This is a genomic window from Cohnella sp. GbtcB17 (assembly GCF_019091135.1).
Classification (GTDB): Bacteria; Bacillota; Bacilli; order Paenibacillales; family Paenibacillaceae; genus Cohnella.
The window spans coordinates 1-16,357 of record NZ_JAGXJW010000035.1; the positions used below are offsets into that span (position 1 = coordinate 1).

At 57.9% G+C, this 16,357-nt stretch carries 20 protein-coding genes and 1 rRNA gene; 3 read left to right on the forward strand and 18 right to left on the reverse strand.

Going from position 1 to position 16,357, the window contains the following annotated elements; translation table 11 throughout:
* The 3 genes from KVT38_RS19215 to KVT38_RS19225 all read right to left on the reverse strand — a co-directional run.
* Positions 1–75, reverse strand: a 16S ribosomal RNA gene (locus KVT38_RS19215); the annotation flags it as partial.
* A 331-nt stretch (positions 76–406) separates the two neighbouring features.
* On the reverse strand, positions 407–1,213 hold the full coding sequence (locus tag KVT38_RS19220) for a hypothetical protein (RefSeq protein WP_217595364.1): 807 nt from the start codon (positions 1,211–1,213) through the stop codon (positions 407–409).
* Positions 1,214–1,376: 163 nt separating this feature from the next.
* On the reverse strand, positions 1,377–2,276 hold the full coding sequence (locus KVT38_RS19225) for a nucleotidyltransferase-like protein (RefSeq protein ID WP_217595365.1): 900 nt from the start codon (positions 2,274–2,276) through the stop codon (positions 1,377–1,379).
* A 162-nt stretch (positions 2,277–2,438) separates the two neighbouring features.
* Here KVT38_RS19225 and KVT38_RS19230 point away from each other — a divergent pair, with 162 nt between their 5' ends.
* Positions 2,439–2,813 carry a DUF2614 family zinc ribbon-containing protein gene (locus KVT38_RS19230; RefSeq protein ID WP_217595366.1) on the forward strand — a complete coding sequence of 125 codons (375 nt, stop codon included), beginning with the start codon at positions 2,439–2,441 and terminating at the stop codon, positions 2,811–2,813.
* Between the two features lie 60 nt (positions 2,814–2,873).
* Here the strand turns inward: KVT38_RS19230 and KVT38_RS19235 are convergent, their stop codons facing one another.
* The 8 genes from KVT38_RS19235 to gatC all read right to left on the reverse strand — a co-directional run bounded on the left by KVT38_RS19235 (position 2,874) and on the right by gatC (position 10,552).
* On the reverse strand, positions 2,874–4,619 hold the full coding sequence (locus tag KVT38_RS19235) for a glycosyl hydrolase family 18 protein (RefSeq protein ID WP_217595367.1): 1,746 nt from the start codon (positions 4,617–4,619) through the stop codon (positions 2,874–2,876).
* 144 nt (positions 4,620–4,763) lie between these two features.
* Entirely contained in the window at positions 4,764–5,195 is a 432-nt protein-coding gene (locus KVT38_RS19240; RefSeq protein ID WP_217595368.1) for a Fur family transcriptional regulator, read from the reverse strand.
* A gap of 102 nt (positions 5,196–5,297) precedes the next feature.
* Positions 5,298–5,963: a hypothetical protein gene (locus KVT38_RS19245; RefSeq protein ID WP_217595369.1), complete on the reverse strand. Its 666-nt coding sequence runs from the start codon at positions 5,961–5,963 to the stop codon at positions 5,298–5,300.
* 29 nt (positions 5,964–5,992) lie between these two features.
* Positions 5,993–6,691: an MgtC/SapB family protein gene (locus KVT38_RS19250; protein WP_217595370.1), complete on the reverse strand. Its 699-nt coding sequence runs from the start codon at positions 6,689–6,691 to the stop codon at positions 5,993–5,995.
* Positions 6,692–6,775: 84 nt separating this feature from the next.
* Positions 6,776–7,246 (reverse strand): GNAT family N-acetyltransferase, encoded by a 471-nt coding sequence (locus KVT38_RS19255; protein WP_217595371.1) that lies wholly within the window; start codon positions 7,244–7,246, stop codon positions 6,776–6,778.
* Positions 7,247–7,324: 78 nt separating this feature from the next.
* Positions 7,325–8,770: an Asp-tRNA(Asn)/Glu-tRNA(Gln) amidotransferase subunit GatB gene (gene gatB / locus KVT38_RS19260; protein ID WP_217595372.1), complete on the reverse strand. Its 1,446-nt coding sequence runs from the start codon at positions 8,768–8,770 to the stop codon at positions 7,325–7,327.
* Positions 8,771–8,788: 18 nt separating this feature from the next.
* The gene (gene gatA / locus KVT38_RS19265; RefSeq protein WP_217595373.1) at positions 8,789–10,240 is read right to left on the reverse strand and encodes an Asp-tRNA(Asn)/Glu-tRNA(Gln) amidotransferase subunit GatA; all 1,452 of its coding nucleotides are present in this window, start codon (positions 10,238–10,240) and stop codon (positions 8,789–8,791) included.
* Between the two features lie 24 nt (positions 10,241–10,264).
* Positions 10,265–10,552: an Asp-tRNA(Asn)/Glu-tRNA(Gln) amidotransferase subunit GatC gene (gene gatC / locus KVT38_RS19270; protein WP_217595374.1), complete on the reverse strand. Its 288-nt coding sequence runs from the start codon at positions 10,550–10,552 to the stop codon at positions 10,265–10,267.
* A 191-nt stretch (positions 10,553–10,743) separates the two neighbouring features.
* Here gatC and KVT38_RS19275 point away from each other — a divergent pair, with 191 nt between their 5' ends.
* Complete coding sequence (locus KVT38_RS19275; protein WP_217595375.1) at positions 10,744–11,817, forward strand: EAL domain-containing protein; 1,074 nt, start codon at positions 10,744–10,746, stop codon at positions 11,815–11,817.
* A 26-nt stretch (positions 11,818–11,843) separates the two neighbouring features.
* Positions 11,844–12,263 (forward strand): organic hydroperoxide resistance protein, encoded by a 420-nt coding sequence (locus tag KVT38_RS19280; RefSeq protein ID WP_217595376.1) that lies wholly within the window; start codon positions 11,844–11,846, stop codon positions 12,261–12,263.
* Positions 12,264–12,337: 74 nt separating this feature from the next.
* Here KVT38_RS19280 and KVT38_RS19285 read toward each other — a convergent pair whose 3' ends face one another.
* From KVT38_RS19285 to KVT38_RS19315, 7 genes are all read right to left on the reverse strand, one after another.
* A complete protein-coding gene (locus KVT38_RS19285) occupies positions 12,338–12,715 on the reverse strand; it encodes an ATPase (protein WP_217595377.1) in 378 nt (125 codons plus the stop codon).
* Positions 12,716–12,814: 99 nt separating this feature from the next.
* Positions 12,815–14,038: a M24 family metallopeptidase gene (locus KVT38_RS19290; RefSeq protein ID WP_256454879.1), complete on the reverse strand. Its 1,224-nt coding sequence runs from the start codon at positions 14,036–14,038 to the stop codon at positions 12,815–12,817.
* Between the two features lie 63 nt (positions 14,039–14,101).
* Entirely contained in the window at positions 14,102–14,587 is a 486-nt protein-coding gene (locus KVT38_RS19295) for a hypothetical protein (RefSeq protein ID WP_217595378.1), read from the reverse strand.
* Between the two features lie 20 nt (positions 14,588–14,607).
* Entirely contained in the window at positions 14,608–15,033 is a 426-nt protein-coding gene (locus KVT38_RS19300; RefSeq protein ID WP_217595379.1) for a hypothetical protein, read from the reverse strand.
* Positions 15,030–15,176, reverse strand: a complete 147-nt coding sequence (locus KVT38_RS19305) for a hypothetical protein (RefSeq protein ID WP_217595380.1) — start codon at positions 15,174–15,176, stop codon at positions 15,030–15,032. Before KVT38_RS19305 ends, KVT38_RS19300 begins: the two co-directional genes overlap by 4 nt.
* A gap of 33 nt (positions 15,177–15,209) precedes the next feature.
* Complete coding sequence (locus KVT38_RS19310) at positions 15,210–15,359, reverse strand: hypothetical protein (RefSeq protein ID WP_177244168.1); 150 nt, start codon at positions 15,357–15,359, stop codon at positions 15,210–15,212.
* A gap of 56 nt (positions 15,360–15,415) precedes the next feature.
* On the reverse strand, positions 15,416–16,309 hold the full coding sequence (locus KVT38_RS19315) for a hypothetical protein (RefSeq protein WP_217595381.1): 894 nt from the start codon (positions 16,307–16,309) through the stop codon (positions 15,416–15,418).
* Between the last annotated feature and the right edge of the window lie 48 nt (positions 16,310–16,357).

Here is a 16,357-nt window from a genome sequence, read left to right on the forward strand (position 1 = left end):
AGAGATCCGCTCGACTTGCATGTATTAGGCACGCCGCCAGCGTTCGTCCTGAGCCAGGATCAAACTCTCCATAAAGGGTAGTTCGACTTGCTCATGATAAAGCTGGTATAACTTTTCGCTTCGGCCTCGAAAGGCTTCAGCGTCCGTTTGTTTTAACGCTCGATGTTCAGTTTTCAAGGAGCAATCTTGTCTTCGCTCTCGGCCCTCTTGCTCGGCGACCTCTCAGCGGCGACTTGAATAATATATCACAGCAGCCCAGTTCAATGCAAGCACTTTTTTTAACCGCTCGGCATTTTCTTTTCCGCTGCCGTTCGCCGTATCCTTCTGTCGAAGGCGGCGAGAACTAATTTATCACAGATGTACATGCCCCGTCAACACTTCATGTCGAATATTTCCGAGCTTTGTTTTAACGCCACGGAATGGTCTGAATGCCTTCGTTAAGCGTCGCCATATGCAGCTGCCCTTCCCGCAGGTCAACGTCCGTAACCGGACATCCTAACGATATGGATACGAGCGAAAATTGGCCCCGCAGCTTCGCCGCCCGATAAAGCCCCCGATCGGTGCAGAAGTACAGACTTTGACCGATTCGAACCGCATTAAACGCAAAAATGCCGGGCATGCGGAATCGTTCGAAGCCGCCTTTCAGATCCCCAAGGGCCAGCTCGCCACTCTCGGCGATTCCGAGAAGCGCCCCATCCATCGCAGCCAACCGGACGATCGTCGTCTTTAGCGGAAACTGCTCCCAAGCGCAAGTTAAACGGTCGTACATGGCAATTCCCCAGGGCAAGGCCAAAAATATAAAGTGAGGCGTAGCGAACAAATCATATACCGGATTTTCCGGCGAAGCGATACTTTTCCACCCTTTTTCCGTTCGGCACCAAAGTCCGCGCTCCGTCGCCGCAAAACCGATGCCGCCGATCTCTTTGTACGCATAGCTGACGAAGGGAAGACGCAGATCGTACCAACGGTCGTTGTCCAGTTTGTACAGTCCATAGTTCGTACAAGCGATGATCGCGCCGGACGAAGCCTGCTCAAGACGATTGATATGCACCTTCTGCGGAATGCCTTCCATGAACGCTTCCCAGCCTCCCTCTTCAGCCGATCTCCAAAGACCGCGCCCTGCGGGAGAAATGAGAAGCCTGCGATCGTCAAGCGTTCGAACCGCGGACTGGTGAAACAGCAGATCCTCCGTGCGGGATGAATTCCGAAACATTAATACGCCCCCTTAATTCCGATAATGAGAATCGTTATCAACTGATCTGATTATAGCCTCCCTATTCGCCTCCTGCAAGCTGAACACGACCATTCGCCGGGCGTCAACCGCCTATCAACATAAAAAGAGCCCTCACAGGAGGGCTCCGCGCAAACTATAATGATTAATCGAAACCCGACGCCGTATAGCGGAGATCGAGTAAATGAAGGCCATGTTCCTTGACGCCTCTCGTGATTTCCGACACGTAACCTCGGTGCGCGAGCTTGCGGAGCAATGGCGTGAGTTCAAGGTTGAGGTCCGACAGCGCCGGATGATCCTGCAATTCAGACAAGCTCCAAGGCTCGGGACGACTCTGCAAAATACGCAAAAGCAGCGACGAGGACGTCTTCATCTTCGTCAGAACGGCAAACTCGACGGCCAAAATCACGAGATTGACCCGCTGCTCCATCGTTTCCCCGCTCGAGGTTAATTCGTCGTAAAGCTTAAAGATCCCGGGGTTTACGCGCCTTACTTGCTCCCACAGGCTCGGTTCAGGGTGAAGCGTCTCTTCTATAATAACGATATGGGCCCAATGATTCAGCGCCGCCAATATATTCGTATACGCGTCCATCGCGTGTTGATCCTTCAAATTCTGTTTGGCCTGCAGATAAGCGCCCAAAAACCGCGAATACTCGCTGATGAGACGTCTCTCGCGCAGCCGTTCGGGCCACCGGTCGAGCCTGTCGCGCGTACTCGCGAGATAGCCGTCTCTGTCCAGCAGCACCTCGCCGTTGGTCAGCCATTGAAAAAACGGCTGCCAATGCTCCCCGCTGGCGATCCAGGCGTCCAGCCGCTCCGGCGTAGACCTGCGTACCAGGATCGTCATGTCGCTCCACTTCCAGTGCTCCTCCGGCGCCTTGCCTTCGATATAGCCGTTTTCGTACAGCGCAACGATCATTCGATCCATTCCGCCGATTATGGAGGGGGAGGCTTCGAGATTTTTCACGAGCAACAGCCCGCAGAGCCGCTCATCGGAGCCGAACATTGCCGTATAAAATAGATTGGTGTCTTCAAGACGCTTCATGAAATTTCACCACCCAGTCAGGCTTTGAAGTGGCTTGCCTGCTATTTGTAGGCTATAATGAGATATCTCTATTCGAGGATAGCTCGACAGTTTATTTTAATTCTACGCCGGGAGCAAGTTTCCTGCCGACAGGCGAATTAAGATCATGGGGGCAATCAGGCAATGAAAATGAAGGCCAGCAAAATATCGACGATGCGCACTTGGGGCCTGCTGCTGGTGCTCGGCGGAATGGGACTTATGGTGCTCGGGACAAGCGGCATCATCCTGTTCGGACAAGTCGGGAAGATTATTGCCGCGATCTTTATGGTGATCGGCATTCTCACCTGCGGCGCGAGCATGTTCATCTACTTCTGGGTCGGCATGTTATCGACCAGCGCGCCCGTCATCGAATGTCCGGAATGCGGCAAGCGCACCAAGATGCTCGGCAAAACCGACCGGTGCATGTACTGCCACACGATCCTGACTTGGGATCCCTCCCAGGCGACGAACGCTTCGATCGCCAAGGAACACGAATCCTCCCCGTCGACGACGGTATAAGAAAGGCGCTTCGCCGCTTTCGCGGCAAGCGCCTTTTCTATTGCGTGGAGATTCGAATACTTACGGATAACTCTGCAGCGCCTTATCCAGCACGCTCCAGATGCCATCCGACGCAAACGCGCGGTTCCAGGAAGCAACGCCGGCCAGCTTGTACTTTTTGACGAGCTGAACCCTCGCTTGAACCGACAGCTCATCTTCGAGCCAAATGCGCTGGAGTACGCCGTTTTCCTTGAACTCGACGTAATGCTGCCCAGTCTCTTCGGAGAGCGCGGGCGTAAGCTTGTTGTCTGAGATCAGCTTGCCGGCGGCATCCATCCCGATCGCTTTGGACGATACTTCGACTTTTCCTTGATCGTCCGTCTTTTCCGTCCATACTCTCGTGTAAAACGGCACGCCCAGGATCAATTGGTCCGGCGCGACGCCGTCTTCTTTCAATATTTTCGTAATGGCGTTTTCCGTCCATGGCAGAGAAGCGACCGAGCCGGACACCGGACTTGCCGCCCAGTGCTCGTCGTAAGCCATCAGAATGAGATAGTCGACGGCATCGGCGAGCCGGCCCCGATCGAGATACGCCGACCACATCTCGCTATTGGACTTGGGCGTCACGTCGATCGATACCGACAGTCCCTGCTCATGCATCAGCGGCGTCAGCTCACGAACGAATTGAATCAGGTTGTCTTTATCTTTGGTATACACGTTTTCGAAATCAAGGTTGATGCCCTGTACCCTGAACGTTCGCGCGTAGGCGATCAATTGTTGGATCATCAAGCTGCGGGATGCGTACGAAGAGAGCGCTTCGTGCGTCATATCCGGTTCGAACGAGTTGCCGAACATCGCCCACACCTGCATGCCTTTGTTCCGAGCCCATGCGGAATAAGCGGCATCGGCTTTGCTGCGGATATTGCCCTTGCCGTCCGTGAGCGAAAACCAGCTCGGGCTGACGACGTTAACGCCGTTCCAGTCGCCGATCTTGGCAGGATCGGGCATCACGTTATAAATGGCGTCCCAAGTCAGATTGATCCGTTTGCCCGTCACCTTCCAGGGCACGTAGGGCTCTTCTTGCTCGGTAACGGCTCCCGAAGCGGTCTCCTCGACGCCGACCAGCACGATGTCGCGCTTGCCGGCGTAACCGACAAAACCATCGGAAGCTTGAATCCGGTACCAGCCATCCTCTTCTCCCCATACGACGACGGACGTGCCGGCCGGCAGATCCTGCACGATCGGATTCGACTTTCCCGCGCCGCTGCGAAGCTTAACGCCTTTGCCGCTTGCCCGCACTTCGCCCTTCTGTATCGCGAGTCCCGGCTTCGCCAAAGTGACGATGCCGGTGTCCGCATCCGTCGCGGCGGTCATACCGAACAACTGCTGGAGCGGCGCGAACGGGAGATATAGCGTTCCGTCCTCCGTCTTTTTGGCGCCGAAACTCATATTAAAAGGCTTAGCGTTGAGCGTCGCGCTCAGCTTGCCTGTCTTAAAATGAAGCACGCTCGTATCCGACGTTAAAATAACGGAATCGGTCTCCGTCTCATAACGCACGCCGTCCCCGATCAATTCTTTGGCGAGCGGAAACGGGATCCACAATCCTTCGCCTTCGCCCAGCGCGTAATCGCCGGTCCAATCCCCCTCGCTCATGATCGGATGGGCTTTGGCCATATAATCCGGCTTCTCATAAGCCCGGTTCGGCTGGGAGGACCACCAAGCGAATGCGGCCGCCGCGGCGGAAAGGCAAAACAATAGCAACAGGCCCAGAATCGGCGTCATTTTTCTGCGTCGTCTGCCGCGTCCGCCCATTATCGTCGTCTGCAATCTCTCACTCTCCTATATCTATTCTATTAAAGGACGAACGAAACGTCCGAGAGGTTTCGACCAATATTTGCCCCCCCCGATATAACAAACGCGCCGGATGCCCGGCGCGGTCTATGCCAAATATAGTTCAAGTTGACGAAAAAATCAGGATACCGGCCCGCGGCATGACGGACATAGACCGTAAATCTCCATTCGATGTCCTTGTACGAGAAACCCCGTACGCGCTGCCGCCGCGCGTTCGACCTCTACGACCGGATCGTGCTCAAAATCGACCATCGCGCCGCATCCGGTACAAATGGCATGGTAATGATCGGATAAGTCGGCGTCGAACCGACTGGAGTCGTCGCCATAGGTCAACTCCCGGATCAGGCCGGCGTCGACGAACAGCTTCAAGTTGTTATAGACGGTCGCTACGCTCAAGCTGGGGTACGCCGGAGACAACGCTTTGAAAATATCGTCGGCCGTCGGATGCGAGGTGGACTCCATCAAGTACTTCAGTATCGCGTAGCGCTGCGGCGTCATCCGGACGCCTCCGGATTTGAGCTGGTCCACGGCATGATAGATCCGGGTTTCCATGCTCCTCACAGCCTTTCCTTCGGGTTAAATTATATTTTAAGCGGTTTAAAAAGGCGCTGTCAATGGCAAAGGCCGCCACGAGCGTGACGGCCTTTTTCTTATTTAGGATTTGCGACCCTGCTGGCTGCGATTTTCCCACAACCAGAGCGCGGCGCCGGCGCCGATCAGTACGATCGCGCCGAACATCGCCCCCGCGGAATGAAAGAGCCAGCGAATGTTGGACGACCCGAGCAAAATGACCGCGCCTGCCGCCAGCAGCACGATGCTGAGCGCAGGGAAAGCGCGCGAATCGCCTTCGGAGCGGGCGGCGGGACGGCCATCCCAGCCGAGCGGCGGCTGACGGTAGTAGTAACCGCCCGAAGCGATCCGCTCGTTCACGGCTTCGGCGCTCTGCAGCGTATCGAACAAATTGTACAAGTAGATGATCGGCAGAAGAAGGCTGACGAGCACGACGGTCAGCACGTTCCCCTCCATCTCTTGAACGACGAAAACGACGCCGCAAATGTTGAGCGCGAGAAGCAGCATCGTCATGACGCCTTTGCCCATAAGCCCCAAGTACATGTAACCCGTCCCCGGGAAAATAAAAGCGAACAAGCCCGCCAAAAACTTGCTTTTCTTTTTGCTCGTCATCGACGCCGCGCTTGGCTCGTAGCCGGGCGGATACGGCAGAGTGCCCGGATCGGTCCAGACGGTCTCTCCGGAGGCACCCTGCGAGGCATTGGACGGCTGTCCCTGCGGCTGCTGCCATTCATTGTTTTCGTTATTCATTACTTCATCCCCCGACATCAATTTTGGCGCTACTCCGCGGACACGGTCCGAATGCCCTCAAGCCTGCGCAGCTGCTCCGCGAGCGATACCGCCTGCAGCGGATCGCCGAGCCGGATCGTAAGCCGGATTCGGATACCGCCTTCTCCCCTGGTCTCGATCGCGCTCTCGTCGAATTGCACTTTAATCAGCTTGGCTTCCTTCGCTTCGAGCAGCAGCCGGATCGGCTCAGTGAGCTCCCGATCGGCCTGCGCCGCCACCGTGAAGACGAACTCGCGCGGGTGGGCGACGTACCGCTTCTCCACGACGTTCAGCCCCCACAACACGGCGAGCGCCAAAAACATCGTAAACGACGCGCCTACGTAGAAACCGGCTCCCACCGCAAGGCCGATCGCCATAACGACCCACAAAGACGCCGCGGTCGTCAAACCTTTGATCGACTTGCCCGTGAATAAAATCGTCCCCGCGCCCAAAAATCCGATGCCCGTAATCGCCTGTGCAGCCAACCGTGCCGGATCCCGGTTCACGCCGTACTGCCCGATGAATTCGGAAAAGCCGTAAATCGACAGCAGCATGATCAAGCAAGAGCCCAAGCTGACGAGCGTATGCGTGCGCAAGCCCGCGGCATGGTTTTTGCGTTCGCGCTCGTAGCCGATCAAGGCGCCGAGCAGCACGGACAGCAAGAGGCGAAGCATCAGATGCCAATCGTCGATTACCCATGGATTGTCCAATTCAGTATCACGCCTTATAAGTCACATTTTAATTGCAGATCGTCTGCAGCGGCAACGGCTTCCCGTCGGGGAGGGATGCCCGACTTAAGTCTTGGGCGGCCGCTTCAGGGTGATCATCGTAATATCTTCGCGCGGATGGAAAGTGTCGACCGCGACGAAGCCGCAGCGCTCGTACAGCGCGATCGCGGGCAGATTGCGGGCTTCGGCCGTAACCTCCCACCCGGACACCTCACTCCATGCTTGCATCATATGCGCAATGAGCGCGCCGGCGATTCCCTGGCGAAAATGGTCGGGATGCACCATCATTCTGCTGATGACGCCCGAACCGTCTTTGGCCCGCTCGGCCGCAATCGCGCCTATCAGCTCGCCGTCGTCGTCCCTGCAGCCCCAAAACGTCTCTTCCGACGCCTGGAGCGTAGCGATGGTGTCGTGAAGCGGCGGCAGATCGGGAATGCCGATCAGCTCTGCTTCGATCCGGTAAGCGGCGTGCTGAAGACGCCATAGATCGCCGACGTCCTCCTGGCTGGTCAGGTCCAGCCGCTCTATCGTTGGCATCGGTCCAGCTCTCCTCCTGCAGGCTTTAAAAAGAGGCGGCCTCCCTGCAGTCGGGTATGCCGCCTCCTCTAGCCATTCTTATGAATTCTTCAGACGATCCATGAGCAGTTTGTTGACAAGCCCCGGATTGGCCTTGCCCTTCGTTTCCTTCATGCTCTGGCCGACGAGGAAGCCGTTCGCCTTGTCCTTGCCGCTGCGGAAATCTTCGACCGACTGCGGATTAGCCGCTACGATCCGATCGACGATCTCGAGGATGGCGCCTTCGTCGCTGATCTGCACGAGTCCCTGCTCTTCGACGATTTGCTGCGGCAGTTTGCCGGATTCCAGCATCGCCTTGAATACGGTCTTGGCGATTTTGGAGCTGATCGTGCCCTTGGCGATGAGCTGGATCATTTCTCCGAGCCCTTGGCCCGTGATCGGAACCTGCTGGATCTCCAGATTGTTCGCGTTCAAGTAACCGAGGAGATCGCCCATGATCCAGTTCGCCGATGCTTTGGCGTCGTCGGTATACTTCAACGACTCCTCGAAAAAGTCGGCCAGCTTCATCGACGACGTGATAACGCCGGCATCGTAGGACGGCAAGCCGTACTCCTTGGTATAGCGGGCCTGGCGCGCGTCCGGAAGCTCTGGAATTGAAGCACGAACGCGATCCTTCCACTCGGCGTCGATCTGCACGCGTACAAGGTCCGGATCGGGGAAGTAGCGGTAGTCGTGCGCTTCTTCCTTGCTGCGCATGCTGAACGTCTTGCCCTGCGATTCGTCCCAGCGGCGCGTCTCCTGTACGACCTTGCCGCCGCCGTCCAGCACGTCGGACTGGCGCATGACCTCATATTCCAGACCGCGCTGCACGCCGCGGAATGAGTTCATGTTTTTCAGCTCGGTACGTGTGCCGAATTGCTCCTGTCCCCAAGGGCGGATGCTCACGTTGGCGTCGCAGCGCAGGCTGCCTTCTTCCATCTTGACGTCGGAAACATCGCAGTATTGCATGATCGCCTTCAGCTTTTCGAGATAAGCCTTAGCCTCCTCCGGGGAGCGAATGTCAGGCTCGGAGACGATCTCGACGAGGGGCGTGCCGACGCGGTTGAGGTCGACGAGAGAGCCGAGGCCGCCGTCCATATGCGTCAGCTTGCCCGCATCCTCCTCCAGGTGAAGCCGGGTGATGCCGATCCGCTTCGTCTGTCCGTTCACCTCGATGTCGATCCAGCCGTTCGAGCCGATCGGCTCGTCGTATTGGGAGATCTGATAAGCCTTGGGCGAATCGGGATAAAAGTAATTTTTGCGGTCGAACTTGCACCAGTCGGCGATCTCGCAGTTGATGGCCATGGCGGCCTTCATGGCGTATTCGACGGCCTGGCGGTTCAATACGGGCAGCACGCCCGGATGGCCAAGACATACGGGGCACGTATGGCTGTTGGGCGACGCCCCGAACGAGGTCTCGCAGCCGCAGAAGATCTTCGTCTTCGTGTGCAGCTCCACGTGCACTTCGAGGCCGACGACCGTCTCGTATGGGGATACGGTGGACATGAGTATTTGTTCCTCCTATTAAAGCGCCGGGCGCAGCTTGTGGAATTCGGTCATGCCTTCGAAGGCATGAGCGGCGCGCAGCACGGTCGATTCGTCGAACGGCTTGCCGATGATCTGGAGACCGACGGGAAGTCCGTCCGCCAGGCCGCAAGGTACGCTGATCGCGGGCACGCCGGCAAGGCTCACCGGAATCGTGCAAATATCGTTCAGGTACATCGTGAGCGGGTCGCCAACCTGCTCGCCGATGCGGAACGCCGTCGTAGGCGCCGTCGGTCCTACGATGAGGTCGAAGCGCTCGAACGCCTGGTCGAAATCGCGCTTGATCAGCGTGCGGACCTGCTGCGCCTTTTTATAGTAAGCATCGTAATAACCGGAGCTGAGCGCGTACGTGCCCAGCATAATCCGGCGCTTCACCTCGGGGCCGAAGCCTTCACTGCGGGACTTCTTGTACAAGTCCAACAGGTTGGCCGGATCCTCTGCTCTGACGCCATAGCGGACGCCATCGAACCGCGCGAGGTTCGAGGATGCTTCGGACGAAGCGAGCAAATAATAAGTCGCGATAGCGTAATCGGTATGCGGCAGCGACACTTCTTCCCATTCGGCGCCGAGCGCTTCGAACGTCTTGAGCGCCTCCAACACGCGCGCCTTGACCTGCGGATCGATGCCCTCGCCGAGGTATTCCTTGGCGACGCCGATGCGGAGGCCCTTGATGTCGCCGGTCAGCGCAGCCGTGTAGTCGGGAATGTCGACGTTCGCCGACGTCGTGTCACGCTTGTCGTGACCTGCGATCGCCTGCAGGACGTATGCAGAATCCTCGACGTTCTTGGTGAGCGGACCGATCTGGTCGAGCGACGACGCGAAGGCGACCAGGCCGTAGCGGGAGAGGAGCCCGGAAGGGGGCATGGGGCCGCCGATGCCGCAATGGGGGGCGGGTTGGCGGACCGAGCCGCCGGTACCGGAACCGAGGGAGAAGTAAACTTGGCCGGCCGCCACGGAAGCCGCGGAACCGCCGCTCGAGCCGCCGGGCACGCGATCGGTATCCCAAGGATTGCGCGTCAGCTGGTACGAGGAGTTCTCGTTGGAGCCGCCCATGGCGAATTCGTCCATGTTCAGCTTGCCAATCGTGACGGATTGTGCGGCCTTCAGCTTTTCCACGACCGTCGCATCGTAGATCGGGTCGTAGTTGGACAAAAATTGGCTCGCGCAAGTCGTGCGAAGCCCTTCGGTGACGATGTTGTCCTTGATGCCGGCCGGCAGACCGTACAACAGCCCCCGCTCGGCCGCGCTCGAGGCGTCCATGGCCTTGGCCTGGGCGGGCGCGCCTTCTTCGTTCAACGTTAGAAACGCGCCGATCTTCGTATCCGTCTCGGCAATTCGGGCAAGCGAAGCTTGGGCGAGCTCCTGAACGGACAAATCTCTATGATGAAGCCTGTCGTGCACTTCGGACAATCTCAGGTTAAACAGCGACAATGCAGCTTCCTCCTCGGAGTTGTTCTATTCCAGTACGGGCGGAACCTTGAATTGATCGTCTTCGGCCTCCGGCGCGTTGCGAAGCACCTTTTCGATCGGCAAGGAAGCCTTGCGCGCGTCTTCGCGCATCACGTTCGACATCGGCAGCACATGGCTCGTCGGCTCGACGCCGGCCGTGTCGAGCTCGTTCAGCTTTTCGGCATATTTAAGGATGGCGTTCAATTGTCCTGTAAATTGCTCTTTTTCATCGTCGGTAAGCGTCAAGCGCGCCAGGTTGGCGACGTGCTCGACGTCCTTTGCGGTGATGCTCATGGGCCTGTTCTCTCCTTTGCTGCGATACCTTTTCAATTCTCATTATTATATCGGACATGCCGAGGGAACTCAATGCAAGCTGGCATTCGGAATTGTTTCATAAAGGCGAAAAATGGGGAAATACTTAAATCGAATTATAAGGGGTTGTCGGGAGTATACGCCATTATAAAAAACTAGGGAGGTTGTCTTTGATGTTGACTCGTCAAGCCTTCGAAAGGCAGGCGCCGCTGCGCGACAGCGGCTACGTCGAATTCAGAGCCAGGGATGCAGGCGCTTCGCGGACGTTGACGGAATTGCTCGGTCCTCCGGGCGAATCGGGCAATTGGAGCATCCGATACGACCATTACCAGCAGCTCCTTCAGATGCTGAATGTCGCGGACCGCCGGCTGACCGAAGCGCAGAAGCAGTCGGTGGAATGCAGATTTTTCTTCGAAGAACCTGTTGCCGGAACGGAGCGGGACGAGAGCGACGGCTGGGTGCAAGCATCGCGTCTGCTGACCGGGTTCGGCCCTCATCGCGTCGTCGATTATATTGCGAACCGCCGTTTTTCGAGCTATATGCAGCCGATCGTGCAATTAAGCGGCACGCCCATCGGTTACGAAATGCTGTTGCGGCCGCTGCCCGAGCAGCCGCCGTTTAGACCGTCGCAGCTGTTTGAAGCGGCCCGGGCGGCCGGCCTTCACTCTTTCCTGGATCGCGAGGCGAGAAACAGCGCCATTCGGGTCGCCTCGCGCCAGCTGCCGGCCGGGGTAAAAAAATTCATCAATTTCCTGCCGTCTTCGATTTATCGCCCCGACCAATGCCTGCAGCAAACCTTTGAACGCATCATCATGAGCGGCATGGATCCAGCCGACTTTGTGTTCGAAGTCGTGGAGACGGAACGCATGGACGACGTGAAGCATCTGAATAGAGTGTTTGCTGCCTATCGTAATATGGGCATTCGTCTTGCCATGGACGACCTAGGCGACGAATTCGCTACGGTCGAAGCGATGGAGCAGCTGCAGCCGGACTATATCAAGCTCGACCGCAAGTGGGTCGCAGGCTGCGACGCGGACGCGGACAAGCAGCGCCGGATCGAGGACGTGCTCGAGCGGGCGTCCCGCTTCCACGGCGTCGTACTGGCCGAAGGCGTCGAGCGCGAGGAAGAATGGCAATATTTGCGGGAAGCGGGCGTGCCGCTCATGCAGGGCTATCTGTTCGGTCCGCCTTCGCCCGTTCCGATGCCGGTCAGGTTCGAGCGTACCGCATCGACCGTTTCTGTCTGAATCGATCATCAAAGGAGCGATGTGAAATGAATAAGATTTATACGGCGCAAGTGACCTCGAGAGGCGGCCGCGAAGGCTTCGTCAAATCGTCCGACGGCAAGCTGAACTTGAAGCTGTCCCAGCCGTCGGCTTCGGCCGACAGCGCGACGAACCCCGAGCAGCTGTTCGCGGCGGGTTACGCAGCCTGCTTTCACAGCGCGCTGAAGTTGATCGCCAAAAACAAGGGCATCGAAACGGAGGGCTCGGAGGTAGCGGCCGAGGTGTCCCTGTTCAAAGGAGATGGCGCGGATTTCAGATTGGCCGTTACCCTTAACGTCTCAGTGCCTGGCCTCGATGCCGAGCAAACGCAGCAACTGGCCGATGAGGCGCATCAAGTATGTCCTTATTCCAGGGCGACTCGCGGCGATATCGACGTCGAGGTCAAGACAGGCGCGCCGCAGCGTTAATTGCCTGACCGTAAAAAAGCTTCCGAATCCGCGTTGAAGCGGATTGGAAGCTTTTTTTGGTTTGCAGCGGAATGTTAAATCCACGCCTTCAAATTGACGAGCCTGATAAACTCCTCGCGGCTCTGAACCTCGCGCGGCGTCTCCTCTTCGGCTTCATCCGTCTCGCCGTTCATAATGCGCTTGAACAGCTCGGCATTATGCGTCGCCAATGCATAATCGATAAGCGCCTCGCGGCCGATCCGCTCCGCCTCGAGCTCGAGCAGCACTTCCTCCAGCTCGACGTCGGACGCAGGCACATAATATTGACGGTTCGCATTCGGAACCCGGATGATATAGTCGAAGGCGCTGTCGTTGTTGCGGTCATAGGCGATGATATAGCCGTATTCGCCGACGGGCATGTTCTGCTCGAAACGGTCGTTTACGATGATGATCTTCTCCCCCAGCTTCAGCATGCCGTTTCTCCCTCCCCTGATCAAGCGGACATTAATCGTAGCTGCTTATCCTACTATCCTACTAGATAACGCGACGATTGTCCAAGAGCAATAGACTTGTCAGGAGTGGAGAGGCAGACGGTACAGCCGCTCCGGAGACGACGTCAGCGTACGAAAGCCATCCGCGGTAATCGCGTACGTGTTTTCGATACCGACGACTCCTCTGTCCGGAAAAGTAAACTTAGGCTCGATCGCAAGCACGACGCCGGGCTCGAGCGGATCGGCAAAGCCGCGTGCGAGAACGGGCCATTCGTCGATCTCGAGACCGATGCCGTGGCCCAGAAAGCGGACCTGATCCGCGCCGAACCCCATAAAGTGCGCCGCCAAACCGGCTTCGTCCGCGAGGCGAAGCGCCTCTGCATACAGCGACTCCGGAGATGCGCCGCCGGGCCTAAGCAAAGACTCGATGTGCCTGAGGATGCGCACCGAGACGTTGTACGCGCGGGACAGCTCGTCGTCCAGGTCGCCGATGACAGCGGTTCGGGTCTGGTCGATCGTATAGCCGTCGATGCAGCAGCCGATATCGAGCAAAATCGGTTCGCCCGCGCCGATCGGCCTCCGGCTCGCGCTTTGCGGCGCAGCCGGCGTCAAGCCTCTGCCGCCGGCGGGGCCGTCGAAGTATGAGGGCTCGGCAGCCGCCTCTCCCGCCGCGACCATGCCCGTCATGATCTCCTGGTTGTAGCCTCGCATGCGCATCAGTCCGATATGTCCATGCCGGCGCATCTCGCCTTCGAGGATCGTCATGACTTCAAGCTCCGTCATGCCTTCGCGAATCCGGCCGAGCGCCAGGTCAAGCGCGGCCGCGGCCGCCCGGGCCGCCTTCTCGATCAGCGCGATCTCGCCTGCCGACTTCACCGATCGGACCTGCCTCATGATGGCCGATCCGTCGCGCAATTGTACATTCGGCGCCGCTTCCTGCAGCCGCAGGAAGAGCTGCGCCGGCAGCACGTCGAGGTCCGCGCCGACAGCCGGACGGCCGCCGTCCGCGAACAGCTCGGGATAATCGCGCGTCAGCGCGTTGTCGAACGAGCGAAGCGAACTGAGCGGTACGGTCCTGACCGCGGACTCCCGCATCGCCCGATTAAGGCTGCGGCGAACATAATAGGTGGGTTCGCCCTGCGCGGGAATAAACAAGTACCCTGTCTGCATAGAGCCCGACCAATAGTACAATCCTACGTTTTGCGTAATCAAACACGCCTGCAAGCCGCTTGCCGTCATCAGCCGCTGAAGGCGGCGCCGTCTTTCAAGGTTCTCTTCAGGCGAGCAATGTATGGTCTCGTTCAAATCGGATTTCCCCTATCGTATGCGTTTTTCTCTAGTTTATCACATACGGGAGACGGTCCACGTTCAAGCGAATACCAGCTCGGCAGCGCCCTTCAAATCCCATTCGATCGGATCGATCAGTCCGAACACGCGCGGGCATTCGAGGCGAACGATCATTACGACGCCTGGCTTGCGAAGCGTGACCTCGTAATCGTAGACCGTATTGATATATGTATACGGGAAGGCATGCTGCTCGTTGATCACGGCGAACTCGACGATCTCGGGCGCCTTCTCCAACCACGCTCCCTCTATAGGCGACAAGTCGGCGGCGGTTCGCAAATTGGCAGCCAAATAGGCTCGCGCAGCCGCTTCGGCCCGCGCGGGATCGATGGACACCGTGCCCGCTTCCAGCTTCAGCTCGTCCATCTGCTGGGCAGCCGCGTGCGCAGCCCGATCGACGGCCCGCTTGCCTTCGTGCAAGGTGCCGAGCGCCGTCTCCTCTTCGAGCTGCACCGCATGCAGCAACCACCAGACGACGATCATAAGAAAGCTGAAAAATAGCTTGTGCATGTAAGGTGCGCTCCCTTCGCCTAGGGCACGAATTCGCTCATTTTCATTCCCGCTGCCGACATTCGTGCCGTGTTTGAAGGCGGATCGACGCCGATCAGCCTGTCGATATCCATCAGACCGTCGTACGGATAACGGATTACAAACCGCAGACCGTCGCCTCGACGAAGCGGCGCAGTCGCATCCGTCCCCGGCAAACCGCTCGTCGTCGTCACCTCGTACTCGAGCACCTCCGGCCTGAATCCGTAATCGGACAATCTCGTCCGGGAGTCGTCGATCATCGCCGCGTCGATATACCCGTACCGTCCGCTCGCCCCTACCTCCAGCATGTAATCGACCTCCTGCTGCAGGAGCGATTGGCGAAGTACGACCACATGCTTGTAGATCGGGGAAAACATCAGCCAGCAGAACAACGTCGCGAACAACACAAAAACAAGCAATTGCTTCATGGACTGATCCGGGCGATTGCGCCGGCCATTCCCGTGCCTGAATCGCGGAGCTTGGCCTTGGTGCCCCCTTCCCCTCCCGCCACGTTGATATAGATGAGCGCGACGGTCAGGATGAGCATCACGGTCATCAGCAGCTGTCTCATGACGAATTCCTCCTTGCTTCAAAGCTTCGCGCCTTAAGGCTCCATCGATCCAAGCGTCGTGTTGGCCGTCGTGCCGTGCGTCTCGATACGCGCGCGGGTCCCCGTCGTGTCGTTCGCGACGATCCCGTTAAACATTAAGGCCACGACGATCAGCATCATGACAGTTATCAGAATATTCCGCATTATGAAGCACCTCCTTTCCCAGCGTCTGAATGGACTGGGATCCCTCGCTGCGCTAATTAAGGCTTCAACACCTCAAACAGCTTCTGGGACTCCCGGACCCACGGATACAAGAAAATTTGAAAGGTATAAAGAATCGGCAAACCCGCCAGCACGAACAAAGCGTACGAAGCCGTCTCCTTTCTGCCAGCCTTGGCGAGTTCGATCCCCGCCTTGTATTCGGCCAGCACGTCCCTAATCATCCGATAGACCTCGTCGCTCTCGTGAAGGCGCATCGAGCGCATCGTCTCGGCGAAGCTGTAGCCCTCGGAGGTGCCCAGCCGCTCTTTAAAGCGAAGGAGCGCCTTGTCCGCGTCGTAGTACCACTCGTTCAGCAGCAGTTGAAAGTCTCCCCGAATGATCCGGGTATACGGCATACAGCGCATGAGTTTGCCGTGCAGGTGCAGGCGGGAGCCCATATAATAGATCAGCTGGTTCATGACGGCGATCAGCTCCTTGCGGATCCGGTCGGATCGATATCGCTTGAACGAATCCAGCAAAGCCTTGTCGAACGCGGCGACGACCGCGGGCATAGCGACGAAAGGCAAGGTCTTCCACAGCATAACCTCGGAAACGATGCCGAACGCTCCGCCGGCCGCCGCGAAGCAAGCTGCCCCGACGCAAGCGAAAATCAAGCTTCTCCTCGAAGCCAAATAGATGGTCGGGTCGAGTCTGACGCCGCAGCCGGCGAGCAGCAGCCGCCTCTCCTGCAAGGCGGAGCTGTCCGTACCGCAGCCCGTCGCCTTAAGCCACCACCGGGGCGGACCGTGCTTGCGCCAGCCGGCGAATGAGACCCGCCATCGCGGCTTCCGATAAGTAGCCGCATGCAATACGAATGCGACGCCGACGGTTCCCGCCATAAACTGGACCAGCCATAATACGGTAGCGTATAGAGTCTGACTGATTCCCGTCAATTCCGTTCACCTCCCGTTCAGGATCGAAGTGAATTGCTTTGAGATACG